We start from the raw sequence: 26829 nt of genomic DNA on the forward strand, positions 1-26829 counted from the left end.
GTCTATTATATCACTCCTATCTTGGGTTTGCGGGTAATCCACGATTAATAGCTTCTATAGGAAGCTGTATTACCTTGCGCAGGTCTTCTTTCTGTAGAGGTTCTGCAGTGCGATTTACAGGAATATAAAAGCGCCTAATATCCAGCCAACGCATCCCTTCATGCATAAATTCCCACTGGCGCAATAGAGCAATATTCTTAATAGCCCCCAACTGCCGAATAGTAAGCCCATAGAAAGGTGAAAAGTTTTGGTAATCATCATCTGTAGAAAGAGTAAGTTCTTCTACTGTAGTATTTTTAGTAATATCAAATTTGACCTTGTAATATTCTCGATACTCTAAAAGAAACTGATTATAGTTTTTAAGCATAACGTATGCTTCCATGCGATTGAGCATTACCTCATCGGTGGTGAGAAGCACATTGGAGACATATAGGTCAGTAGGCTTGCTTCCTGTACTTCCAAAGAGAGACAGCTGATCAAACTTAGCTATATACATACCATTATAAATAGGTATAGGAGAAGTGGCTGGAGCATAATAGCTAAAATTAGTATTGATAAGGTTTGTAGTCAGTCCGTACTTAACCGTTGGGAGCTCTCTTGTCCAACGTGATTGTGTTGTAGCTATAAGCAAGTTCGCTTCCTCTTCAGTCTTTGTATATTGCTGGTATAGATGAGTACGATTATTAAATCCATATTCATCATAATAGGCTTTCCAATGGCGTAATTGTGTTTTAGGCTGGGTGAGCACATAGTTGGCATAGTCTATTACTGTTTGCCATTCTCCTTTAAATAGGTAAAAACGTGAGGCAAAGGCATAAGCAGCCCGTTTGTTAAAATGAAATTTGGGTTTGCTATAATAACTATCACTCACCAAAGTAATTCCTAACTTAAGATCTTCTTCTATCTTCTGATAAACATCATATACCGTGCCTCGGTTATAATTCACTAAAGCATGTTTCTCAGGCGTAGTAAGGTAGGGAATTCCTAAATCATTTTTAGAAGCTTCCCCTTTATAAGGCTCTGCCCATATATTTACAAGCATAAAGTGCAAGTAAGCTCTGAGTAAGAAGGCTTCGGCATATAGTGCTTTTACACGATTGGTCTTAGGATATTTAGCCAAAAGTTCTAAGGCTTTATTAGCTTGAGCAATACCCCTATAGCAGCTGTTCCAATAGTGTAAGGGCGTATCGAGATCTTCTTGATCTTCGTCTTCCCAACGATACATAGCCTCATTCAAGCGTGTATGTACTCCATTTTCGCGCTGGGCTACATTATCAGTACGTGGTTCAAGAAACGGAAAATAGCTTGCATCAGGATAAGCTCCTGTAAGGAGTTCTGCTATTTTCTCTTCTGAATTGAGAGGTACATTTAGAGAAGCATCGGGATCTTTGTCCAAATAATTGCAACTTATACAAAGACTACTAAAGATAATACTTATTATTTTAATCACATATTTCATTCTATTTTTTGTTACTTGTTATTCACATACTCAACATGAACTTTCAATGAGTTTATCTGTTACTTCTTATTTAACTAAAATCCTATCTGAAAAGATAAAGTATATTGTTTAGGAGTAGGTAATGACACCCCTCCTGATTTATAATACTCTGGGTCTTGTCCATTGAGCTTACTATCAGAATAAATGAGGAACGGATTGGTAGCCTGCAAACGCACTATTAAGTTACTGATGCCATAATGGTCTAAATTATTTTTAGGTACTCTATAACCTATAGATATGTTTTTCATACGAACAAAACTACCGTCAGCTACACGATTTTGAGAGTAATTATAGGTGTTATAAGCACGTTCTATATTCTCCTTACCAATAAGGTTAATAAGACTCTGTGAAGGCAAAGCAGGTACTTGAGTGCGCAATTGATCGTAAGGGTGTAACCATCGGTTATAATATTCTTTTGAAAAGACATTAAGATCTCCAAAGGATGGGTCAAAAGTAGGATTTAATCGTATTTTATTGCCCGCTTGAGCTGTGATAAAGAACGAAAATTCCCAGTTTCTATAGGTAAAGGTATTAGAAATTCCTCCTATAACATTTGGCTCTACCGAGCCATGATAGATAAGGTATGATTTTGAGTATCGAGTATCCGAAAAATCGGCTCCTACCACATTAGCATAAGGACGGTTATTGAGTGGGTAAAGTCCAAAATCAAAGGTAGGTAGTCCTTGATTATTTACACCTTGATAATTAAAGGAGAACAAAGAGCCTTTAGGGTAACCTACTATATTACCACGGCCTGTGCCTGATACCATATCAAAAGTATTGGGGGTATTCAGTAAGCGAGTAATCTTCTGGTTCATATAGCTAAATGAAAAGGTAGTATGCCACTTGAAATCATCAGTATGAATATTTTTGGTATTCAAAGCAAGTTCTATTCCTCGAGTACGCATATCACCAAAGTTGGCATATTTGTAATATTCACCTCCAATCCCTGAAGTACGGATGAGATCTATCAGGTCAAATGAGTTGCGCTGGTACACATCTAAAGAAAGACTTATGCGATTATCAAAAAAGCCAGCATCAGCCCCTATATTTAGCTCATACATTTTTTCCCATGTGAGATCTCGATTCTCTAAGTGGAGTAAACGCAAAGCGTTCTCTCTATCACTGAACCGATAACGATTTTGTATCCAGTTCTGAAAAACACTATAAGAGTTGATAGCTTGTTCATTCATCTTAGCAGTGAGTCCATAACTTGTTCTCAGGGCAAGAGTGCTGATATTTTTACTACTAAAGAATTTCTCACGGTCTATATTCCATTTAGCACCTATATTCCATGTAGGTAACCAGCGTGAACGTGTGCCACGTCCTGCTGTATTAGAACCTTCATAATTCAACACTGCATTCACTATATATTTACCTTGGTAAGCGTAAGTACCACTAGTAGAGAAAGTAAGTCCACGGTCATATTTTTCGGTAAGAGCAAAATAATTATTTCCTTCATTGAGAAGCTTTTGGAAGATAAGAGGATTGGTAAACACTTGATTTCCGCGATCATACTGAATACCATACCCTTGAAAAGGAGTAACAGTTCGGTCAGCATAGCGTATTTCCGCAAATCCAAAGACTTTAAAGTCATGATAATCACCTATCTTCCTATTATAATCCATTGCTACACGTGCCATATAGCTTTTTAAGGAGGATCCAGTCTTGTTAAAGATACCTCCATTGGTCAAAGCTATTTGCGGAGGGGCTAAAGGATTGTCTTTATTTTTCAGCAGATATATATTATCAGCAGCCACTTGGGGTGTTTCATTGGCACGAAAAGCCTTTATTACATTCGATTGTTCGGTAATATAGTGAGATGAATTAGTTTGTGCTTGCCGAGCCGATACTAAAGCAGTAGTTTCTAAATGCGAGTTGATTTTATAAGATGTTTCAGCTTGTATTTTAAAATCAAGCACATCTATTTTCATGTAGTTATTTTGATATTCATTCAAGATATTAAAAGGAGCCCAATTGTTGCGATAATACTCAAGATTTCCATTATTATCTTTAGGACGTAAAGTACGTGAAGTGCCTAAAGCATAGGAAAAAGGATTGATGTCAAAATCACGTTCAAAAGCTCCTATAGTAGTATTCTTGCGCTGGGTAAAGGTACCTGGCGCTTTCTGTTGACGGATATTACCCACTGCCGTAAAGGTAGCTTTTAACTGTTCATTAAGGTAGAAAGTACTTTTCAGGTTTGCTGTGATACGCTTTACATTATCGGCTATTGTCCAACCACTATCATGATAGTACCCCAAAGACGCATAAGTTGTAGTATTTTTACCTCCTCCTGAGAGAGTAATCGTATGGCTCTGTATAGGATTGATAGAAAAAAGGTGTTTAAACCAATTGGTATTGGCATACTCACGTTCTCTCATAAAAGTATTTCTTGCTGATAAGGTATTAGGGTAGTAATAGTTACCCGTTTGTGGATTAAGTGTACTCACTCCTTTGTACCATTGGTAATAAACACCACTACGCCTACCATAAAGGGTATTCTGAAGGTTAAAATAGCCTTTATGTTCCATTTCTTGGAGAAGCGACATTGTTTCCTGTGAGTTCAGCAAATCAAAATCTTTATAAGACGGTATCTGGCGAAAACTTTGTTCATAAGAGTAAGTGATACGGTTAGGAGTATCACGCTTACCTGATTTGGTAGTAATCACTATCACCCCATTGAGAGCTCGAGCCCCATACATAGAAGTCGCTGAAGCGTCTTTAAGTACCTGTATATCTTCTATATCGGCAGCATTAAGCCCTGCAATAGCCGAGCTGACTAAAGTAACTGCATCACCTGAGACCAGTTGGTCAAGACTCAAAGAGACTAAATCTTCATAAATAGCTCCGTCAATCACCCATAAAGGCTGTACATTGCCTATGATGGAAGCGCCTCCGCGAATATTAATACGTGGTGCCGACCCAAAGGTACCTGTTACATTTTGAATAGAAAGTCCTGCCACACGTCCTTCAAGCATACGCGATACATCAGCAACCCCTTCTATCTTAATATCATCCATTTTTATTGAAGTAGATGCTCCTGTAAATACATGGTTTTGTATCTTCTGATATCCAGTAATCACTAAACCTCCTAAAACTTCGGCTTCTTCCTTGAGCACTATATGCAGAGGTTCTTCTTTTACTTTAATATGTTGGGTTTTCATCCCTACATAGCTTACCACTAAAGTCTGTCCTACTTGCGCTTTAATGGTAAAATGACCTTTCATATCGGTACTGGTACCCGCATGTGTTTCTTTTATTATAACAGTAACTCCTAATAAAGGATCACCATTTACTTCTCTCACAGTACCTTTCAGAGTAAAAGTCTGTGCACTTAGTGATGTACTTATAAGGAGTAAAAAAAGAATACATAAAAATTTGTTCATAGTCTCTTAATACTTTAATATAAACCCACCAAACACACCAAAAGGGTGACCTGGACGTAAACCTGAAGGATGACGTGATACTAAATAGGTTTTGTTAGTGAGATTGATAGCATTTAGGTTAATGGTAAAGTTTTCATTTATTTTCACTTTTGCCGAAGCATCTACAATGGTATAAGCAGGTATCTTTTGTCGATCAGCTATAGCACCTTGTCCTGGTTCAGTACGTACAGCACTATTATAGCGCACCCCTATATTTAACTCATAGCGTTTGTAGCTAGTCCCTATGCTCAAGTTAAATGCATGGCGATTAATATAGGGGATCTCATCACCTGCTATTACTCGCCCCCATGAGTTACTTTCAAAAGAGTTCTTCATCTCAGTATCAGTGAAGGTGTAAGAGAGCTGTAAAGGAATTTTGAGGGCATAATCCTCGGGGATGGGCTGATATTGCACAATAAACTCTAACCCTTTCACTACTGCTTCTCCTACGTTAAACTGTTCCAATGAGCCCGTTCCTCCCATAGCAGCAAGATCACTACCTAACATATTACTATAATTATTATAAAAGCCAATAAGTTCTGTCTCTAAACTTTGACTATTAACCCTCAACCCCATTTCAAGGTTAATACTACTTTCAGGTTTCTGATTTTCAGTCAACAAGGTAATATTTCCATTCCTGTCCATCACTCGCTTTTCTTTGCTTACTCCTGGAGGTGAAAAACCTTTGTGAATCCCTGAAAAAGCTGAAAACCAATCATTAATTTTGTAATGTACTCCAAGACTTGGTATCACTGCATTAGCTACATTAGTAGTCTCTATGCGCTTTTGCCCTGTACGACGTGTATCATCAGTAGTATAATCCTTTTCTAAAAGTTCAATATGTTCAAAGCGTAAACCTGCTGTAACAGTCAGTTTTTTATAACTCATCTTTGAAAGCCAATAGGCAGCAAGTGCATTAGCACTAGTTATTTTATTAGCTTGACTTCCCTTAATGCCTTTCCAAAGCAACTGCATCTGTCTTCCTTTCATTGCATAAATATCATCCCATTGATTACGATCTTCTTGGTCAGCATGATAGCGCAAACCCCATTCATTACTAAGGAAGCAATTACCCCATATTGCTTTATATTCAGCCTTGGTTTGCACACCTCGTGACAAGTATTCACGATGATTGGCGCGTACAAAGAGACCTGGGTTATTTTTCAGACGCTCATAATCACTATAAAACACACGACTATCTGCATTTCCTGATAGAATATCAAAATAAGCAGCATTAGTTTCAGGGTCGGCAAGTATTTGTCCTATAGTACGTTTCTCATTAGAGGAAGTACCATATTTTACTGATTCAAGTTTATACCAATTACGAAAGAAGTAATTATAATAGAAATGGGTTGTAAATTTCAGTCGTGGAGAGAATTGTAGAAGATAAGTCCCCACCCACTGGTAGTGGCGGGTTGTCAAATGGTCTTTCTGTGAACCTACATATCGTAAGAAAGGTGTTCTAGCAAAATCAGCTTTCGTAAGCCCTACATAAGTTTCATTAGAATCCTCATCGGCATAACCTGCTTTAAGTTCAAATGAGTGATTCACTCCCTCACTTTTGGCTGTATTAACAATAACTTTAGCCACTACATCGTTGCGATTAAAACCAGCATTCTGATGATCCTCAAAATGCTTAAATCCATCAGACTGATATCTAAGATACTCCACCATATAGCCAAAATGTTTCTTATGATCGCCTATATTTATATGAGTTTTGAAAGTATCATTAGTCCCATAAGTGGCATTCAGTCGTGCTGAGAATTTATTAGGAATGGGAGTAGAGACCATATTAATAGCTCCTCCTGTAGTAAAAGGTCCATATTGAACTTGGCTACTTCCTTTGACTACCTCAATAGCTTGCATTCGGGCAGCATTTGGGAAATAATAAGCTGCAGGAGCTGAATAAGGGGCAGGAGCTGCCAATATACCATCCTCCATTAAAGTAATTTTCTCACTACGTTCTGCCTTAGTACCTCGCAAACTGATATTAGGACGTAATCCATAGCCATCTTCTTCATAAACATTCACACCAGGAACGGCTTTTAACATACGATTAATATCAGTATATCCCATTTTTTGAATCTCTTGAGGAGAAATATAATAAGCTGAACCCGTTCGGTTACGTGCCTGAATTTTACTACCTAATATCTGCTTAGCAGAAACTACTACTTCTCCTAATTTTTGAACGCTATCTTTTTTTTGTTCTATAGATTGGGAAAAAGTATTTACTGCAAAAAACAAAGATAGAAGTATAAAGCCACTCTTTATTTTCATAAAATCATTGTAAATCAGGGGCAAAGATAATAATTATTTATAAATATACCAAATAGTATTTTTAATTATACTCAATAATATAAACTAATAAGGTTAGATAAATCTACACTATTTTAGATATTTTCTTGCTAATACATTTGTAGATAAGGTAGTGAAAAGCACGATGCTAATAGAGCTAATCGGCATTAGAATAGCTGCTACTACAGGTTCCATATTTCCTGTTATAGCAAAGAGGGTGCCTATACAATTATATAATAAGGAAAGTACAAAACTCATCTTGATTACTTGCATGGTCTTCTTGCTTAGGGCGAGAAAGCGTGGAAGCTGCTCTATCTCAGAAGCTTGAAGGATCGCCTCACAGGCTGGTGAAAAGGTATTGCTGTTTTCTGCCACGGCGCAACCTACTTGGGCTTGCTTGAGAGCGCCTGCATCGTTTAGCCCATCTCCGAGCATCATCACCCTCTTGCCTTCTCTCTGCAATTGCTCTATATAATGGAGCTTATCGGCAGGACTTTGGTTAAAGTGTAAGGATACTTTTGCCGATAATTGGCTTTGCAAATAGGTCTTTTCTGCTTCAGTATCCCCTGAAAGCAGCGCTAAAGTATAGCCTTTGTCCTCCAACTCATGGAAAACGGTAAATATATGTTCCCTATAAGGGTTCTTAAAGGTATATTTGCCCATTGGCTGCCCATTAATACTCACATATACCGCTGTTTCATCTTTGTTTTCCTTACCTGTTACAAACTTAGCCGAGCCTACTTTTATGCTATTTCCTCCCCATGTAGCTTCCATTCCTTTGCCTATAAGTTCTTGATAATGGTCAAGAGGGTGTATATCTACCTGCTTGTAGTATTCGTATAGCTGACGAGAAAGAGGATGGTTGGAGTTACGCAATACACTCTTGAGCAAGGGGCGTTGTTGGGCGCTCATCATTTGGCCTTCGTAGGTGATTTCTTGGGTATTGCTTTGGGTAATGGTACCTGTTTTGTCAAAGATAAGGGTATCTACCTGTGCCATTTGTTCTATAGTCTGGGTATCCTTGAGGTAGAAATGGCGTTTGCCTAAGAGTCGGAGCATATTTCCCAAGGCAAAAGGGGCAGAAACCGCCAAGGCACAAGGACAAGCAATGATAAGCACCGCTGTAAAGGCATTGAACGCCTCGGTAGGGGTACCATAGAAAAGCCAAAAGGCTAAGGTTAGGAAGGCAATGAGCAGTACAAAGAAGGTAAAATACTGGCTAATCCTATCGGTTAGGGTTTTGATACCTTCGTTTTTATTCTTCTGGAAGGATTCTTGGCTCCATAGCTGGGTGAGGTAGCTCTGGGAAACAGTTTTGGTAGCTTCTATCTCTATAGCCGCCCCCTTATGTCTGCCCCCTGCAAAGAGTTTGTCCCCGCTGTTCTTCTCCGTCCACTTAGATTCTCCTGTAACAAAACTGTAATCTATCTGGCCTACACCACGAATAAGCACGGCATCTACAGGTATCAGTTCCTCATTGCGAATCAGTAAGCGGTCGCCCTCCTTGATATCATATACTTGGACACTCTCCTCCTGTTCCCCTGTCATACGGGTTACCCCTATAGGGAAATAGCTTTTGTAATCTCGCTCAAAGGAGAGAAAGGAATAGGTGCGTTGCTGAAAGAATTTGCCTATAAGCAACAAGAAAACTAAGGAAGCCAAGCTATCAAAGAAGCCCTGTCCCCTACCCGATACAATGTCGTAAGTACTACGGACAAACAAAGTGAGGATACCCAAGGCCAAAGGAATATCAATGGTGAGAAAACGGTTACGAATCCCCTTGTAGGCGGAGACAAAATAATCCGTAGCTGCATAGAACATCACAGGCAGGGAGAAAGCAAACATCAGCCAGCGGAAGAAGTCCTTATACCGATTGAACCAAAATTCGTTGTCTTCAAAGAACCCAGGGAAGGACAACAGCCCAATATTCCCAAAGGCAAACCCCGCCACTCCCAACTTGTATAATAGCTGCTTTTGTCCCTTTTTGTCTTTCTTCTGAGAATAATCGTCCAAACTGATATAGGGTGCATAGCCTATTTTGGAGAGAAGTACTACCAACTCTTTCAGGGTGATTTTGTCTTTTAGGTAACTAATTCGTACCGTCTTTTTAGGAAAATCCACTAAGGCATGTATCACGCCCTGATGCAATTTCTGTAAATTCTCCAATACCCAGATACACGAACTACAGTGAATATGTGGGATATAGAGAGAGACAATTTGGGTGTTCCTCTCGTCAAACTCTAGGAGCTTGGCCACAATCTGGGGATTGTCCAAGAAATGGTACTTCTCCCCTGCCTCTTCAGGGCGTGCTCCAGGGGTTTGCTCGTAGGTATAATATTTGTCTAATTTATTGGCTGATAGGATTTCATAGACCGTTTTGCACCCTTGACAACAAAAATATTTATCGTCAAATACAATGGGGTGCTTAGGATCACAATTATTTCCACAGTGATAACAAGTCATAATTAGTGAATAGTGAAAAGTGAATAACGAACAGCGCTATAGTCTGCCTACTGCCTACTGACCGCTGACCGCTGACCTCTATTGATGAGGGGTAAAAGTAAAAAGGACAATCCTCCAAAAAGGACAATCATCAGGAACTGGGCGATCCATATCACCCAGCCCAAGGCTGTACCTATGGTCTCGGCTACGCCAAAAAGCAATAACACTTTGGCTATAAAGAGCGGGTAAGCACCTAAGCCTCCGTTGGTAAAGACAATGGCAAAACTCCCTATTACAAAAGCAGTAAGTACTTGTATCAGTGAGAGATCCTTAGTTTGTTCCATGGAAAAAAACACTACATAGAACATCAAAAAATACATAAGCCAAATAAATAGGGTATGGGCTATAAACTGCCATTTCTTTTTCAGGTGAGCTATAGAGAAAATTCCTTCCTTGATACCTGAAAGCATTTTACGGATTTTCTGCGCTATGGAAGAGGTAGAGCGGTAAATCCAATAAAGAAAGGCTACAAACACAAGTCCCAAGACCAAGAGTATCACTATGATATAGGAAAAGGTAAAATAGCTTTCTAAAAAGTGCCATACCAGATCAAACTGAAAGACAAAGACAACGGCAATAAATAGTAGCAAGATACACATGTCTATCACTCGTTCGGTAAGGATTGTCCCGAAAGCCTTGTCAAAGGGGACTTTGTCATAGCGATTGATAAGCAAAGCACGAGAGACTTCCCCCGAACGTGGTACGGTAAGATTGAGCAAATACCCGATAAATACAGCCAAAACCAAGTTGTAGCGCTTAGGGAAATAGTGCATAGAGGCCAAGGTATATTGCCAACGTATACCTCGTGATACATGACTTAAGAAACCCATCGCTACCGAGAGCCACAGAAAGGAATAATCAGCCCTAAGGAATTGTTCCTTGATCAGCGATAGCTCCTCTGCGCTGAATTGGGCAAAGGCATACCAACACAGAAATAGCCCCAATAGCAAGGGGAGCAACAGTTGTAAAGTTTTCTTCAGATAATGTTTGCTTACTGTCATCTATGAAAATATTCTTTTGCTCGTGCAAAGATATAAATTAATTTGTATTTTGCTATTCCAAAATTAATAGTTATTTTTGCATTTCATTTCAAACCCCTTGAAAACAAGTTATAAAGAAGAAGATTATATAACTTATTTAACTTTTTAGATAAAAACTCAAAACTAGCTTAAAAATGTACAGAACACATACTTGTGGAGAATTACGACTCTCACACGAAAAACAACAAGTAACCCTTAGCGGTTGGGTACAACGCATTCGTAACAAGGGCTTTATGATCTGGATAGACCTACGCGACCGCTATGGTATCACCCAGCTAATCTTTGATGAAGAACGTACCGACAAAGCGGTCTTTGAACAAGCCAAAACCCTCTCCCGTGAGGATGTGATTCAAATTCAAGGTGCCGTCATTAAGCGTGAGGCTGTTAATGCCAATATCCCTACGGGGGAAATAGAAATCCTTGTTACGGCACTCACCCTGCTCAACCACTCCGAAATACCTCCTTTTACCATTGAAGATAATACCGATGGAGGCGATGATCTCCGTATGAAGTACCGTTACCTTGATATCCGCCGTACGCCTGTAAAGGAAAATCTTATTTTTCGCCACAAGGTAGGCATGATGGTGCGCAACTACCTCTCTGCTCAAGGCTTTATAGAGGTGGAAACTCCTGTCCTGATCAAATCTACTCCAGAGGGAGCACGCGACTTTGTGGTGCCCAGCCGTATGAACGCTGGGGAGTTCTACGCCTTACCACAATCCCCACAAACCTTTAAGCAGCTACTTATGGTAGGGGGACTTGACAAATACTTCCAAATCGTAAAGTGTTTCCGCGACGAAGACCTCCGTGCTGACCGCCAACCAGAATTTACTCAGATAGACTGCGAGATGTCTTTTGTAGAACAAGAAGATATTATCCAGACCTTCGAGGGCTTGGCCAAGCACTTGCTCAAAGAACTCAAAGGATTAGAGTTCGGTGCTTTCCCTCGTATGACCTACGCTGAGGCAATGAAGACGTATGGTAACGACAAACCCGATATCCGCTTTGGAATGAAGTTTGGCGAACTCAATGACCTTGCTAAGCACCGCGATTTCAAGGTGTTCAACGAGGCAGAATTGGTGGTAGGTATTGCTGTACCAGGGGCTAATAGCTACACTCGTAAGGAGATAGACGCCCTAGTAGAATGGGTGAAACGCCCTCAGATAGGCGCTTCTGGCTTGGTTTATGTAAAATGCAACGAAGACGGCACTTTCAAATCCTCTGTGGATAAGTTCTACAGCGAAGACGACCTCAAAGCATGGACAGAGCGCACTGGTGCGAAAGCTGGTGACCTTATCTGTATTCTTTCAGGCAAGGCCAACAAAGTACGCGGGCAACTCAGCGCCCTCCGTATGGAACTGGCCGAGCGTTTGGGCTTGCGCAATCCCGATGTATATGCCCCACTATGGGTAGTGGATTTTCCTCTGCTTGAGTGGAACGAAGAGGAAAACCGCTTCTTTGCGATGCACCATCCCTTCACCTCGCCTAAGCCTGAGGATATTCCTTTGCTCGACACCGACCCAGGAGCTGTACGAGCCAATGCTTATGACCTTGTGCTCAATGGCAACGAAGTAGGTGGTGGGTCTATACGTATCTTTGACCGCGAATTGCAAGCGAAAATGTTTGCCCTACTCGGTTTTACCCCTGAGCAGGCACAGGCACAGTTTGGCTTCTTAATGAATGCCTTCCGCTATGGTGCCCCTCCTCACGGTGGTTTAGCGTTTGGCTTTGACCGATTGGTAGCACTACTCGGTGGACAAGAAACCATACGCGACTTTATCGCCTTCCCTAAGAACAACAGCGGCCGCGATGTGATGATTGATGCGCCTTCTCCTATTGATGAGGGACAACTCAAGGAACTCAATATTCAATTAGCAAATTAGAAAATTTGTCAATTAGCAAATAAAAGGCTGTCGTAAATTTTAGTTTGCGACAGCCTTTGTTGTTTTTAGTAATACGTTATTTTTCGTTGTGTTACTCGTGATATTAATTTTTCTTTTATTTTATCCTCCATATAAAGAATGCTTTTAATATAATTACCTTGTTTATCAGGGGATTCTTTACATTTTTTTTCCCACAAGCAATCAGGCTAAGGCTTATCAATAAGAGAAACATAATATGTTTTTTCATAAGAGTCTTTTTGTATTCTGTGTGCAAATATAGCAACATTCGTCCAACTTACAAAACATTTTTTATTCCTTCCTATTTCTCCAATTTGGCAAAAATAGATTTTCTTCCCTAACTCATAAATATTTTGTTTTCTAAAAATAAAATACTACCTTTGCCATAGGAAAAAATCTTTACCTATGGGATATTATATGTTTGCTTATGGGGTAAATACTCCTGAGCTTCAGGCAACTTTTGCCTCTAAAAACGAAACCTTACTCACTGAGGTTCAGAAGAATGAAATCTTCCAAAACTACGCCGAAGAAGATGATGATAATGAAACTACTAAGGCTCTTGCCGATATCATCATGGGACGCCCCTTTGATGAGAAAAAGGGATATGCCTATGGGTATGCCTTTATCGGGATTTGCGCTACTTTAGGAAAGGAATTGCCCTTTACTCAAGAAATGAAGTTCTGGTACGAGACTGACCTTATCAACCGAACGCTCTCTGAGGACTATGATATAGAGATAGCAATAGACACGGAACTATTCCCCGAAGATCATTTTCACTCCTTTCCGTTACCTAAGATAGAAGACTTTCCTATGATAAGCCTCATTGACCAAGACCGACTGAAACATCTGGCTTCCCTCTTGGAGAAAGTCCATAAGACAAAGGAAGAAGTAGAAGCTATGATTGACGGAGAGGAGGAGGACGACGAAGAAAAGGGATTTGCTTACGAACATATTATGGGACTCAAGGAGAATATCGCATTCTGCCTTAGCAACCAATTAGATATGATAGCGTTCTGTCATTAATCATTATAATGTTTATACTATGAATCTTATTCTTAGAAATCAGCTTGATACGATCAGAACCCTTTGTGAGCGCTATAGGGTCAGGACATTATATGTCTTTGGCTCTGTATTGACCTCTGATTTTGATACTCATAGCGATATTGATTTGCTTGTAGATTTCTTAGACCAAGATGCATTACAATATACCTCTAATTATTTCCAATTCAAATTTGAATTAGAGACCTTATTCAATAGAAAAATTGATTTATTAGAAGAAAAGGCTTTAAAAAATCCCTATTTTATAGAAAATATCAACCAAAAAAAGCAACTTCTTTATGGATAATGAAATTAATACATGGCTCTATGATATTCTGAATGCTATTCATGAAATTGATAGCTTTATTGGCGATAATATAAGTTTTGAGATCTTTCAAGGTGATATACGAACCAAACGAGCCATTGAGAGAAATATTGAAATTATAGGAGAGGCTATGAATCGTATCCTAAAAAAGGATAGTAATATAAATATCTCCAATGCACGACAGATTGTAGATGTTCGTAATAGAATTATACACGGTTATGATTCTGTCTCTGACAATATTCTTTGGGCTATTGTTATACAATATCTTCCTATCCTACAAAAAGAAGTAAGTAATTTGTTACATGAATAACCTCTTTCACGATTATACTTCCACGGAATTCGAGGCGCAGGCCCTGGCGGTGTTCGCCTTTCAGTATCAGAACAATACTGTATATCAGCAGTTTTGTAACTATTTCGGCAAGACACCTAAGAGGGTACATACTCTTGAGGAAATTCCTTTCCTACCTATAGAGTTCTTCAAGAGTAAGGAGGTATATGCCGCTACTCAGCCTCCTGAGGAGGCCTTTACCAGCAGTGGTACCACAGGTAGCCAAACGTCCCGACACTTGGTACGCTCCCTTATGCTCTATAGGGAGAGTTTCCGAAAGGGATTTGCCCACTTCTATGGAAGGATAGAGGATTATATCTTTCTGGCACTGCTCCCCTCCTACTTGGAGCGCAAAGGTTCATCGCTTATCTATATGGCTGATGACTTGATTCACAATGCCCAAAAAGAAAGCGGCTTTTACCTCTACAACCAAGAGGAACTAGCTCAAAAACTCAAATCATGGGACACACAGGGGCGAAAAGTCTTCCTTATGGGGGTATCCTTTGCTCTCTTGGACTTGGTAGAGCAATACCAATTCTCGCTGAAAAACACCATTGTTATGGAGACAGGAGGCATGAAAGGACGGCGCAAGGAACTGATTCGTGAGGAGTTACACGAACTGCTGTGTAGGGGCTTTGGTACTGAAGTAATTCACTCCGAATATGGGATGACGGAGCTACTTTCCCAAGCCTATAGTCAAGGAAATGGGCTGTTCTACCCTGTACCTTGGATGAAAGTCCTAATCCGCGATAGCGAGGATGCTCTCTCTCCCTTACCTTATGGCAAAATTGGGGGGATTAATGTGATAGACCTTGCCAATTACTATTCCTGTAGTTTTATCGCTACTCAGGATTTGGGCAAAGCCTATCCCGATGGCTCCTTTGAGGTATTGGGGCGCTTTGATGCTGCGGATATTCGTGGCTGCAACTTATTAGTTTTACAAAATTAACCCTATGGAAAAATGGTTTTTCTCTCCTCAAGAAGCGGGTACCGATGAGGCGGGACGTGGCTGCTTGGCAGGACCTGTTACAGCAGCAGCGGTGATACTCCCTGAAGACTTCTATCACCCGTTGCTCAATGACTCCAAGCAGATGACCGAAAAGCAGCGCAACGAGCTACGTTCTATCATAGAGATGCAAGCACTAAGCTATGCTGTAGTACATCTTTCCCCCCAGCGGATTGACCAAATCAATATTCTCAATGCTTCTATAGAGGCTATGCAGCAGGCTTTGGACAAACTCTCCCTCACCCCTGAATTTATCGTGGTAGATGGTAATCGTTTTAAACCATACAAAGAGATTCCTTATTCTTGTCAAGTAAAGGGCGATGCACGTTTTATGCGTATTGCTGCCGCTTCGGTACTTGCCAAAACCCATCGCGATGCTTATATGGAATCACTTCATAAGCAATTCCCTATGTATCACTGGGATAAAAACAAAGGATACCCAACCCGTGAACACCGAGCAGCTATCCTTGAATTTGGTGCTTGTGAATACCATAGAAAAACATTTCAACTCATTGATATTCAACTGAAATTTAATTTTTAACTACACTGTACGCTGGACAACCTCGAAGAGTTTCCCTGCATCGCACTTGATAGTTTTGGACGGGAACTTGAGTATCAGGGCGTAATCATGGGTAGCCATAAGTATAGAACGACCTGAGTCGTTGATCTCACGCATGACCTTCATGATCTCCACGCTGGTCTCTGGATCCAGGTTCCCTGTAGGCTCATCGGCAAGAATTAAATCTGGGTCATTAAGCAAAGCACGAGCGATCGCTATTCGTTGTTGTTCTCCTCCGGAGAGTTCATGAGGATGTTTTTGCAACTTAGTTTGCATTTTTACTTTCGTCAATACACTATTAATACGAGCCTCTATTTTTCTTTCATCTGTCCAACCTGTAGCACGTAAGACGAACTCAAGATTACCAAATACTGTCCTATCAGGAAGTAATTTAAAATCCTGGAAAACAACCCCTATCTTCCTCCTTAAGTAGGGAATTTCAGATTCTTTCAAGGTAGTGAGGTTGAAATCCACTGCCATTCCCGTTCCTTTTTTCAGAGGCAAATCTCCATAGAGTATCTTAAGTAAAGAGCTTTTCCCGCTTCCTGTCTTCCCTATCAGATATACAAATTCTCCTCGCTCAATGGTAAGATTTATATCACTGAGTATTAGATTTCTTCTCTGGAAAATAGAGACATCCTTGAGCTCCACTACTATTTTTCCCATTTGCTTTTCTTTTTACTAATTCATAAAAAATATTTTCTTAATCCTATACATACATTGCCTCTATTTCTTTGAAATAGTTTTTGTAAATGTTCTTGCGCTTGAGCTTCAAAGTAGGAGTAAGTTCATTATTATTGATAGAGAAAGGAGTAGTAAGTAAGGTAAACTTCTTTATCTGCTCATAGGCAGCTAATCCTTGTTGCAAATTTTGTAGTCTTTTCTGGAAAAAATCCACAATTTGACTGTTTTTTATCAAATCAGAATAATTTTTATATTTTAGGTTAAGTGATTTGGCATACTCCACTAAAGCATCATAATTAGGTACTATTAAGGCAGATACATACTTACGAGCATCAGCAATGATAGCTATTTGCTCAATAAAGCTATCCTTTCCTACTTTTCCTTCTATTTGTTGAGGAGCTATATATTTACCATTAGAAGTCTTCATTAATTCTTTAATACGTTCCGTAATAAAGAGGTTTCCTTCTTTGTCCAGATATCCAGCATCTCCTGTACGGAAATAACCATCCGAAGTGAATGCTTTTACATTTTCTTCAGGATTATTATAATATCCTTTAGTAATAGAGCCTCCTTTAAGAAGAATTTCATTATTTTCTCCTATCTTAACCTCAATATTAGGAAGTACTGTTCCCACAGACTTAAGTTTGAATTTTGTATCCCAGCAGGCAACTGTAGCTGTAGTCTCTGTCATTCCATAACCAAGAGTTACATTTACTCCGATAGCACGAAAAAAGCGCCCTATAGAAGGTTCAAGAAGAGCCCCTCCACATGGAATCATCTGAATATTACCTCCAAGAGCCTCTTTTAGTTTCCTAAATACAAGCTTATCTGAAAAATTATAGAGTTCTTGCAATATAAAAGAAACTCTCTTTCCTTTTCTTTTTTGCTTAAGATGTATTTTAGCTGTTCTCGTCGCAAAGGAGAATATCATACGTTTGATTAGAGACTGCTTACCTACATTTTCATATATTTTTGTATATATTTTCTCCAAAAGACGAGGTACCACACACATATAATGAGGTTTCACCTCCTTAAGTGCCTCTGCTACACGGTTAGTATCATCCAAATAACAGTTAATTACTCCCTTGTGAAGTACGTATGCAAGCCACAATCGTTCATACACATGTGAGAGTGGTAGAAAGGACATAGATACATTTCCCTCCTTTACTGTTAGTCGCTCATCGTGATTAATAAGCTGATAAGCCACATTTTCATAATCTATGAGTACTCCTTTAGGTTTTCCTGTAGTCCCTGAAGTATAGATAATAGTATAAATATCCTGTAAATTACGTTGTGAAAAACGTTTTTTAAGTTCTTCAGTATATATTTCCTGATTAGGAATTGTTGTAAACTGTGATAATGTATTTACAAAAGGGAGAATTCCTTTTACAAGAGTTCCATTAAAGACAACTATTAATTCCAACTGAGGACATTTTTCCTTTATTTGTTGTATTTTTTCATATTGTTCTTTTTCTCCAATAAAAAGAATACGAATATTAGCATCATTTATAATATAAGATGCTTGATCAGCTGTATTTGTAGCATAGATAGGTACTGCACAGGCTCTCAGATGTGCTGCCGCCATATCCACCATAGTCCATTCAGGAGAGTTTGGTGCAAAAATTCCGATATTTTCTTGTATATCCACTTGGTGATGCAACAGAGCATAAGCAATCTGCTGTACTCTTTGGTTAAATAGTCTCCAAGAGGTAGCACACCATTGTCCATTTTCCCAGTGACGTATTGCATCACGATCTCCATAAAGAGCTGCTTGTGAGGCAAAACGAGTAACAAGGTGAAATTTTTCTAAATCCATTACAGTTAGTTTGCGTTTTTAAATAACAAAGTTAGTGTTTTTCTAGGATATAAATTCAAATAAAAAGTTAATATTTACCCCCTAACAATAGCTTCCTCCTCATTCCCACTAACTACTTATGACATAGATTTATATAAAATAGGAGAGAATGAATAATCCTTCATTCTCCCCTTAAAATAATTTATTTTTTATACATTTGTGCGTAATATTCAAAGAAATAAGGAATGGTTTCTATTCCCTTAAAGAAATTAAATAATCCATAATGTTCATTAGGGGAATGTATAAGATCCGAATCAAAGCCAAATCCCATAAGAACCGATTTAGACCCCAATTCTTTTTCAAAGAGAGCTATAATAGGAATACTTCCTCCCTCAGGAGTAGGAATAGGACGTTTGCCAAAAGTAGTTTGCATCGCTTTTTCTGCAGCATGATAACCATCATTATCTATAGATATACCATAGGCGGGACCTCCTCCAAGAGAGGTTACCTTGACAGTTACTCCTTTAGGGGCTATCTGTGTAAAATATTCAGTAAAAAGGGCTGTAATTTCCTCCCAATCCTGGTCAGGGACTAAACGCATAGAGATTTTAGCAAATGCCTTACTTGGGATAATTGTCTTAGCACCCTCTCCTATATAACCTCCCCAGATTCCATTAACATCCAAAGAAGGACGAATTGTAGAACTTTCTATCACAGAATAACCTTTTTCTACTTGTACATCAGTCACCCCTATCCCTTTTTTATAATTCTCTAAAGAGAAAGGTATTTCTGCAAATAGTGCTCTTGTCTCTGGAGTAATCTCTTTTACCTTATCATAAAAATGAGGAATAGTAATATGGTTGTTCTCATCTTGGAGTTGGGCAATCATTTTAGAGAGCACATTCACTGGATTAGCCACTGCTCCTCCATACACACCTGAGTGCAAGTCTTTGTCAGGTCCTGTTACTTCTACTTCAAGGTAAGTAAGCCCTCGAAGGCTTACATTGATAGAAGGTGTATCTCGCGCTATAATTCCTGTATCAGAAATAAGAATAATATCATTTTTTAGTTTCTCTTGATTATTCTTAACAAACCAAGCCAAATTTTTAGACCCAATTTCCTCTTCTCCTTCAATCATAAACTTGATATTACAAGTAAGTTTTCCTTCTTTCACCATATACTCAAGGGCTTTTATATGCATAAACATCTGCCCTTTATCATCACAAGCACCACGAGCAAAAACAGCCCCTTCAGGATGATATTCCGTTTTCTTAATTACAGGGGCAAAAGGATTGGTATGCCACTGTTCTATAGGGTCAGCAGGTTGCACATCATAATGCCCATATACAAGTACCGTTGGAAGATTATCTCCTACATATTTTTCCCCATATACTACAGGATTTCCAGGTGTTTTACATACTTCCGCCTTATCACAACCTGCCTTAAGAAGAGCTTCCTTAAGCCACTGAGCAGTAGCCTCAATAGAAGGTTTGTATGCTGAATCTGCGCTCACAGAAGGCATACGTAATAAGTCAAATAATTCACTTACAAAATGGTCTTTATTTTGCTCAATGTAGTTTTTAATTTCCATGTTTTTCAACTCTAAATTATAAATAACGTTAAATTTATTATTTTTATTCCCATTCAATTGTTGCAGGGGGTTTAGAACTAATATCATATACCACTCGGTTAACTCCTTTTACCTTGTTAATAATCTCATTGGATACTTTTTGCAAAAAATCATAAGGTAAGTATACCCAATCTGCAGTCATTCCATCAGTACTCTCCACAGCTCTTAGAGCTACACATTTCTCATAGGTACGCTCATCGCCCATTACTCCTACACTGTTAATTGGCAATAGAATTGCTCCTGCTTGCCATACTTTATCATAGAGATTATTAGCCTTGAGAGCATTGATAAATAAGGCATCAACTTCCTGAAGTATAGCTACTTTCTCTAAAGTAACATCCCCTAAGATACGAATGGCTAATCCAGGTCCAGGAAAGGGATGCCGACCTAAGAGTTCTGCTGGTATTGCCAAAGAGGCTCCCACACGACGTACTTCATCCTTAAAAAGTGTACGCAAAGGTTCTACAATCTTAAGGTTCATATAATCAGGTAAGCCCCCCACATTATGATGACTCTTAATAGTTGCCGATGGACCTTTGACAGAAACTGACTCAATTACGTCTGGGTAAATAGTTCCTTGAGCTAAGTAAGTAACGTTATTAATCTTATGAGCTTCTTTATCAAATACTTCTACAAATACCCGCCCTATAATTTTACGCTTTTGTTCAGGATCTGCAATTCCCGAAAGGGCTGAGAGAAACTCCTTAGAGGCATCCACCCCCTTTATATTAAGCCCCATCCCCTGATACTGTTGTAAAACACTTTCAAACTCACCTTTACGCAAAAGCCCATTATTAACAAAAATACAATGCAATTGGCTTCCAATAGCCCTATTAAGAAGTACTGCTGCTACTGTAGAATCCACCCCTCCTGATAGTCCTAATACTACCTTTTCCTTACCTACTTGCTTTTTGAGAGTTTGCACTGTAGCTTCTATAAAGTTATCTGGAGTCCAAGAAGGAATAATTTTAGCTATTTTAAATAGAAAATTCTCTAAAAGCTTTTTCCCATCTGTGGAATGATATACTTCAGGATGAAACTGAATAGCATAAGTAGGTTCCCCCTCAATACGATAGGCAGCATTAACCACATCCGGAGTACTAGCAAGGCAAACTCCTCCTATAGGAAGTCGCTTAATAGTATCACTATGACTCATCCATACTTGACTATTTTGTTGAATCCCTGTAAAAAGAGGTTCATCATCCTTAATAAATACTAAAGAAGCGCGTCCATATTCTCGTACATCAGAAGGAGCAACTTCTCCTTTGAAAAAATGTGCTAAATACTGTGCTCCATAGCATACTGCAAGCAATGGTACTTTACCACGAAAGGGGGAAAGGTCGATGTGAGGTGCATCGGTTGAGCGAACTGAATAAGGCGACCCAGAGAAAATAACTGCTGAGAAATCGGTTACACTTGGCAGATGATTATAAGGATGAATTTCACAATATACATTCAGTTCTCGCACTCTACGTGCTATAAGTTGGGTATATTGCGAACCAAAATCTAAAATAAGTACTTTATTCATTTTGAGTTTCGATTTTTGAGTTTTTAGTGACTATAAAATCATTTCTTTTTCAAATTAAAAATAATAGATAGCTCCCACCTGTACCACTAAATTATTCAATTCTGTCTGAAAAGGAGCTGATCCATAATAATCTGTATAATTATTAATACTTCCTCTACCTGATTTTACACGTGCTTCAAGACTCAATGAAGGAAGTATTGGCACTTCCACTCCTACAAGTCCTGCAACATCAAAAGTTTTAGGAGAAGGTACCTTATTATCCTTCTTTATTAAGAGGTCTGTGGTAAGTCCAGCGTCCAAGAAAAGATGTTCAAACAAACGAAAATGGATGATATATCCCAAAGAGAGATACCCTAACGAATACCTTCCTCCATATTGTGTATTATAAGTAGCCTTATAATAAGAACCTTGTCCTGAATACATAAGTTCTAACTTGCCACTAATAGAACGATCCGTACGTACTGTAAGGAGTGCTCCGGCATAGAAACTTGGGATATATGAAAAATCATCCTGCTGATAGAAAAAGCCTCTTGAAAAAGTAGAAAGAGAAAGCCCTGCTTTCGCTCCTATACGTATATTGCTCTCTTGGGCATTAACACTCATTAAAGAAGTCATTAGGAAGAAGAATAATAAATTTCTCATCTGGATAAATTTAACAAGTGGCAAAGATAATGATATAATATCAAAAATAAAAATAGTTTATAAAAAATGTTCTTGCAAAGGAAAAAAGAACTTAATTATTTGTATTTTTGCAATCCTAAAAAATATAGTCTTATGGATAATACTCCACGTACACACTATCATATTCTTATTCTTATTGCCGTAGCTCATTTTCTTAATGATTTATTGCAAGGAGTACTTCCTTCTATATATCCTGCCTTACAAAGCAAATTTGCTCTTTCTATGGCACAAGTAGGACTTATCACCTTCTGTTATCAACTTTCAGCATCCATTCTGCAACCTCTAGTAGGGACTTACACTGATAAGCATCCTATGCCTTATTCACAAGTAATAGGAATGAGCTTCAGTGCCTTAGGAATTGGATTGCTTTCCTATGCAAATAGTTATCACCTGATCTTGCTTTCAGTAATTTTTGTGGGTATAGGTTCCTCTATCTTTCATCCTGAATCCTCTCGTATCTCCTTCTTGGCATCTGGGGGAAAACGTTCCTTCGCTCAAGCCATCTTCCAATTGGGAGGAAATGCAGGAAGTGCTATTGCACCTTTATTTGTTATTTTAATTATTCTTTCAAGAAAGACAGTGAATGGTAGCCTTATAGAAGAAAACCATTTAGAGAATCTTATATGGTTTGTTCTGTTCCCTATGCTGGCTATTACCATTCTATTTTTCGTAGGCAGATGGCGCAAAAAACTCCTAAAACAATCACAAGCTCTAAATAAAAGAGAAATTCCTCTGCCAGACCTTACTCATGCACAGATACGTAATTCCATGATTATACTAATGTTCTTAGTATTCTCCAAGAATTTCTATACGGCAGGTATTAGTAATTATCTTCAGTTCTATACTATCCATAAGTTTGGTTTCACCAATGCACAAGCTCAAATATACCTATCCTATTACTTAGGGGCAGCGGCAGCGGGCACTCTCATTGGTGGCTTCTTTGGGGATAGAATAGGAAGAAAATTTATTATTTGGTTTTCCATTTTAGGAACAGCCCCTTTTGCATTGTGGTTACCTTACGCCAATGCTCACACAACAGCTACACTGGTGATACTTATTGGCTTTATCATTTCTTCTGCTTTTGCTTCAATATTAGTATACGCACAAGAACTACTCCCTAAGAAAATAGGCATGATTTCAGGAGTATTCTATGGCTTCGCTTTTGGCATGGGAGGATTAGCCTCTGCTATATTAGGCAAACTTATTGATATGACCAGTATAGAATTTGTATATAAGCTATGTTCTTATCTCCCCTTAATGGGACTTATTACCTATTTCTTACCCAACCTTAGAAAGGTAAAAATGAAAAACTATGAAAGATAAAAACAGAAAACGAAAAAAGGTAATAGGTAGGAGTTATTTTACCTATTACCTTTTACTTTTATACTCAAAAATTTAGTATCCAAAAAGTTCCTCTAAGGTTAATTTTTTAAGTTCTCCTATCTTTTGAAGTTCCTCCTTTGAAAGCTTCTTTTCAGAAGCTAATATTACATAAGTATAAGGCTTTTTAGAAAGATATTTGTCATGGAAAGCTTTTACTTGATCCATAGAAATCTTATCTATATTTTGATAAATGGATTTCCTAATATCCTCATTAAGACCTAATTCCCTTGCATTCAAATAGGTATATATAATATTATCCTGAGTAATACGCTCTGTCTGGATATCTTTTTTAAGTTGGGCTTTTGTCAGATTGAGATTTTCAGGTAATTCAGGCATGATAGTAAGTAGATCATTCATGGTTGAGATAGCTTCTTTCAGTTTATCAGCTTGAGTCCCCACATACGCTAACATATAGTATTTTTCAGTTTTCTTTCTTGGAGTTCTATACATACCATAAGTACTATAAGCCAACGCTTTACTTTCACGGATGGTTTGAAATACTAAAGACCCCATACTACCTCCAAAGTAATTATTGAATACTTTTATTATCGTACTTTCATTAGGGTTATAAGGGACTGTATTCCTTATCCAACGTGTTTCGGCTTGCACCATTTCATAATCTGTAAAAAGTACTTGATTTTTAGTTTGCTCTACTTGCTTGAATTCTCGTGCAGGGGTTACTTTAGCGAACTGTGTGGGAACCTTATGTAACTTACTAAGTTTAGAGGTTAGTTCCTTAAGAGAAGCAGGGCCATAGTAAAGTACTATTTGCTCTATATTGTTAAGATTCTTAAGCCTATCCACTAATTCCTGTGCAGTAGTAGCCTCAATTTCTGCATTAGAAAGGGTATGATTATACTTATTTTTAGCTCCATACAAGGCATAACTTGTAAGAGCTTGCATAATCTGATTCCTGCTTGCTTTAGCATCGGAACGGGATTTTTGAATTCTTGCCTTAAGTGACTGTAGAACCTCATTATCTGCCTTAGCATTAAGTACCAAATCCTCATAAAGTTTTACAGCAGCTTCGAAATTCTCTTGTAATCCTTCAATACTTACAAAGGTATATTCTTCTCCTGTATATACTCTGAAACTAGAGGCTATTTTATAGAATTCTTTAGAGATTTGTTCCGCTGATTTCTTATCCGTTCCTAAGAATTGGATATACTGAGAAGCCAAACTCATCTTAAGATCATTAAATGTTCCTATTTTATATCGAAAATTCAATCGATAGAGTTGATTTTCCTTGTTTTGAACATAGAACACTTCAGCTTTACCTAATTTGGATTTCTGTATATCTTTATTAAAATCCAAGAATACAGGAGATACAGGAGTACTTGGCATCTCTTTAATCATCTTCACAAAAGCAGATTGCTTATCTGCATTGGTTTCCACGGGCGTAATAGTTGGTTTTTCAATTTTTTCCACATCAGTACGCTCTCCCTTATGCTTATAAACGGCTACATAATTATTTCCAAGATACTTATTAGCAAATGCTACAATATCCTGTTTAGTTATTTTAGATAAATCATTTACATAAGCTACTTGATTTCTCCAGTCCAATTTTCCTGTAAAAGCCCCCATAAGCATATCCGCCCTACTTCCATAGGACTCTGTCTCTTGGACTTTTCGTTTTTTTAGATTATTGACAATAGAAGGGATTAAATCATCATCAAAATTACCCTTTTTAAGGTTATCTATCTCATTTATTAATAACTTTCTCACCTCTTCCAAGGATTGTCCCCGCAAAGGAGATGCTGATATATATAATAAGCCATGATCAATTAGCAAGTAAGTAAAAGCACTAGCATTCAATAATTTTTGCTTTTTTACCAAATCGAGGTCAATAAGCCCAGCCTTCCCATTAGTGAGAATAGAGCCTACCAAATTAGCCAATATAGCATCTTTTTCTTGATTACTTGGTAAGCGGAAAGCAATAGTTACATTCTCAGCATCAGGACCTGTCACATCCTTAATAACAGGAGTTGTGATCGCATCTTCTTGCTCAAAAGTATATTGGGGTACTTCTTTAGCTTTCATATAGGAGAAAGCCTTATCTATCTTAGCAATTGCAATATCTGGATTAAAATCACCGGAAAGTATAATTGCCATATTATTAGGTACATAATAAGTATTAAAATATTTGCGGATTTCTTTTAAAGAGGGATTCTTAAGATGTTCCACTGTTCCGATGGTCGTTTGTTGTCCATAATTATGTTTTTTAAATAAATTGGATAGCAATGTTTCTAATACCAATCGATCATCACTATCTAAGGATCGATTTTTCTCCTCATAAACAGCCTCCAATTCAGTATGGAAGATACGAAATACAGGATTTCGGAAACGTTCTGCTTGCACTGCAATGTACTTATCTAAAGCATTAGCAGGAATGTCATCCATATAGACAGTTTGTTCAAATGACGTAAAGGCATTAGTTCCTTGTGCTCCCATAGCGGACATCAGCTTATCATATTCATTAGCAATAGCATACTTACTTGCTATCCCCGAAACCCTATCTATCTCTTTATAAATTTCTTTGCGCTGAGCAGGATCCTTGGTCTTATTATACTTCTCATATAAAGCATCAATTTTATCAAGTTCTACTTTCTCTTTCGCCCAATCAAGAGTCCCATATTTATCAGTACCTTTGAAAAGCAGATGTTCCAAATAATGAGCAAGACCTGTATTGGTAGCTGGGTCTGTTTTACTTCCAGCCTTTACAGCTACGTAACATTGAATACGAGGTTCTTTATTAGTTGGGCTTAAAATAACAGTGAGTCCATTCTTTAGTGTATAAAACCTTGCATTAGTAGGATCATTGGTTACATATTTGTAAGTATATCCCCCACTCTGAGCTTCTTTCCATTGATAAGATTGCCCAAAAGTAGTAAGCGATGTTGCTATCGCAGAAATCCCTAAAAACAAATTTCTTTTCAACATATTTTAAAATTAATTTAAGAGGACAAAGATAAGAATTTTTTTCAATATTTTCAATAAAAAAAGTTTTTTTTGTCTCATGCCAATTCCACCTCCAAGTGAAATTTTTCAGCTTGCCTTTTGGTAGAATAAATTTTTAGGTTTTTTAAAGTTTAATACTTTTCTTGGTCTATCATTAATCTTATATTGATATATCTTTATATCTTGATCTGTAACATCTTTAAAATCAGTTTCTTTAGGTATATATTGCCTTACAAGACCATTGGTATGC

18 protein-coding genes are annotated in these 26829 nt (G+C 38.2%); 7 read left to right on the forward strand and 11 right to left on the reverse strand.

Translation table 11 applies throughout. The annotated features are described in order from the left end of the window. Positions 1–16: 16 nt before the first annotated feature. The 5 genes from VJJ03_RS09475 to VJJ03_RS09495 all read right to left on the reverse strand — a co-directional run bounded on the left by VJJ03_RS09475 (position 17) and on the right by VJJ03_RS09495 (position 10724). Complete coding sequence (locus VJJ03_RS09475) at positions 17–1459, reverse strand: RagB/SusD family nutrient uptake outer membrane protein (protein WP_009746364.1); 1443 nt, start codon at positions 1457–1459, stop codon at positions 17–19. Between the two features lie 74 nt (positions 1460–1533). Then, a complete protein-coding gene (locus VJJ03_RS09480; protein WP_323975239.1) occupies positions 1534–4887 on the reverse strand; it encodes a SusC/RagA family TonB-linked outer membrane protein in 3354 nt (1117 codons plus the stop codon). 6 nt (positions 4888–4893) lie between these two features. Then, the gene (locus VJJ03_RS09485) at positions 4894–7203 is read right to left on the reverse strand and encodes a TonB-dependent receptor family protein (RefSeq protein ID WP_323975241.1); all 2310 of its coding nucleotides are present in this window, start codon (positions 7201–7203) and stop codon (positions 4894–4896) included. Positions 7204–7311: 108 nt separating this feature from the next. Further along, entirely contained in the window at positions 7312–9684 is a 2373-nt protein-coding gene (locus tag VJJ03_RS09490; RefSeq protein WP_323975242.1) for a heavy metal translocating P-type ATPase, read from the reverse strand. A 47-nt stretch (positions 9685–9731) separates the two neighbouring features. Next, on the reverse strand, positions 9732–10724 hold the full coding sequence (locus VJJ03_RS09495; protein ID WP_323975244.1) for a lysylphosphatidylglycerol synthase transmembrane domain-containing protein: 993 nt from the start codon (positions 10722–10724) through the stop codon (positions 9732–9734). Positions 10725–10897: 173 nt separating this feature from the next. On the opposite strand from VJJ03_RS09495, the gene aspS reads away from it, so the two are divergent. From aspS to VJJ03_RS09525, 6 genes are all read left to right on the forward strand, one after another. Beyond that, positions 10898–12646 (forward strand): aspartate--tRNA ligase, encoded by a 1749-nt coding sequence (gene aspS / locus VJJ03_RS09500; RefSeq protein ID WP_323975246.1) that lies wholly within the window; start codon positions 10898–10900, stop codon positions 12644–12646. Between the two features lie 423 nt (positions 12647–13069). Further along, positions 13070–13687 carry a DUF7691 family protein gene (locus VJJ03_RS09505; protein ID WP_323975247.1) on the forward strand — a complete coding sequence of 206 codons (618 nt, stop codon included), beginning with the start codon at positions 13070–13072 and terminating at the stop codon, positions 13685–13687. A gap of 19 nt (positions 13688–13706) precedes the next feature. After that, positions 13707–14009, forward strand: coding sequence for a nucleotidyltransferase family protein (locus tag VJJ03_RS09510; RefSeq protein WP_009746379.1), 303 nt, complete (start codon positions 13707–13709; stop codon positions 14007–14009). Next, positions 14002–14337 carry a DUF86 domain-containing protein gene (locus VJJ03_RS09515; protein WP_009746380.1) on the forward strand — a complete coding sequence of 112 codons (336 nt, stop codon included), beginning with the start codon at positions 14002–14004 and terminating at the stop codon, positions 14335–14337. Before VJJ03_RS09510 ends, VJJ03_RS09515 begins: the two co-directional genes overlap by 8 nt. Further along, on the forward strand, positions 14330–15304 hold the full coding sequence (locus VJJ03_RS09520; RefSeq protein ID WP_323975249.1) for an acyl transferase: 975 nt from the start codon (positions 14330–14332) through the stop codon (positions 15302–15304). Before VJJ03_RS09515 ends, VJJ03_RS09520 begins: the two co-directional genes overlap by 8 nt. A 4-nt stretch (positions 15305–15308) precedes the next feature. Next, entirely contained in the window at positions 15309–15902 is a 594-nt protein-coding gene (locus VJJ03_RS09525; RefSeq protein WP_009746382.1) for a ribonuclease HII, read from the forward strand. Here VJJ03_RS09525 and VJJ03_RS09530 read toward each other — a convergent pair whose 3' ends face one another. The 5 genes from VJJ03_RS09530 to VJJ03_RS09550 all read right to left on the reverse strand — a co-directional run bounded on the left by VJJ03_RS09530 (position 15903) and on the right by VJJ03_RS09550 (position 22199). Then, the gene (locus VJJ03_RS09530) at positions 15903–16586 is read right to left on the reverse strand and encodes a cell division ATP-binding protein FtsE (protein WP_009746383.1); all 684 of its coding nucleotides are present in this window, start codon (positions 16584–16586) and stop codon (positions 15903–15905) included. It lies immediately after the preceding gene. A gap of 43 nt (positions 16587–16629) precedes the next feature. Continuing rightward, the gene (locus VJJ03_RS09535) at positions 16630–18420 is read right to left on the reverse strand and encodes a long-chain fatty acid--CoA ligase (protein ID WP_323975251.1); all 1791 of its coding nucleotides are present in this window, start codon (positions 18418–18420) and stop codon (positions 16630–16632) included. 181 nt (positions 18421–18601) lie between these two features. Continuing rightward, entirely contained in the window at positions 18602–19990 is a 1389-nt protein-coding gene (locus VJJ03_RS09540) for a dipeptidase (RefSeq protein WP_323975253.1), read from the reverse strand. A gap of 43 nt (positions 19991–20033) precedes the next feature. Beyond that, a complete protein-coding gene (gene guaA / locus VJJ03_RS09545) occupies positions 20034–21557 on the reverse strand; it encodes a glutamine-hydrolyzing GMP synthase (RefSeq protein ID WP_323975255.1) in 1524 nt (507 codons plus the stop codon). Positions 21558–21611: 54 nt separating this feature from the next. Beyond that, positions 21612–22199, reverse strand: coding sequence for an outer membrane beta-barrel protein (locus VJJ03_RS09550; protein ID WP_323975257.1), 588 nt, complete (start codon positions 22197–22199; stop codon positions 21612–21614). Positions 22200–22331: 132 nt separating this feature from the next. Here VJJ03_RS09550 and VJJ03_RS09555 point away from each other — a divergent pair, with 132 nt between their 5' ends. Beyond that, a complete protein-coding gene (locus VJJ03_RS09555; RefSeq protein WP_040358093.1) occupies positions 22332–23561 on the forward strand; it encodes an MFS transporter in 1230 nt (409 codons plus the stop codon). 72 nt (positions 23562–23633) lie between these two features. On the opposite strand, the gene VJJ03_RS09560 is transcribed toward VJJ03_RS09555, so the two are convergent. Next, entirely contained in the window at positions 23634–26561 is a 2928-nt protein-coding gene (locus tag VJJ03_RS09560; protein ID WP_323975259.1) for a M16 family metallopeptidase, read from the reverse strand. Positions 26562–26829 lie beyond the last annotated feature (268 nt).

This window comes from Capnocytophaga sp. G2 (genome assembly GCF_035282625.1).
Taxonomy (GTDB): Bacteria; Bacteroidota; Bacteroidia; order Flavobacteriales; family Flavobacteriaceae; genus Capnocytophaga.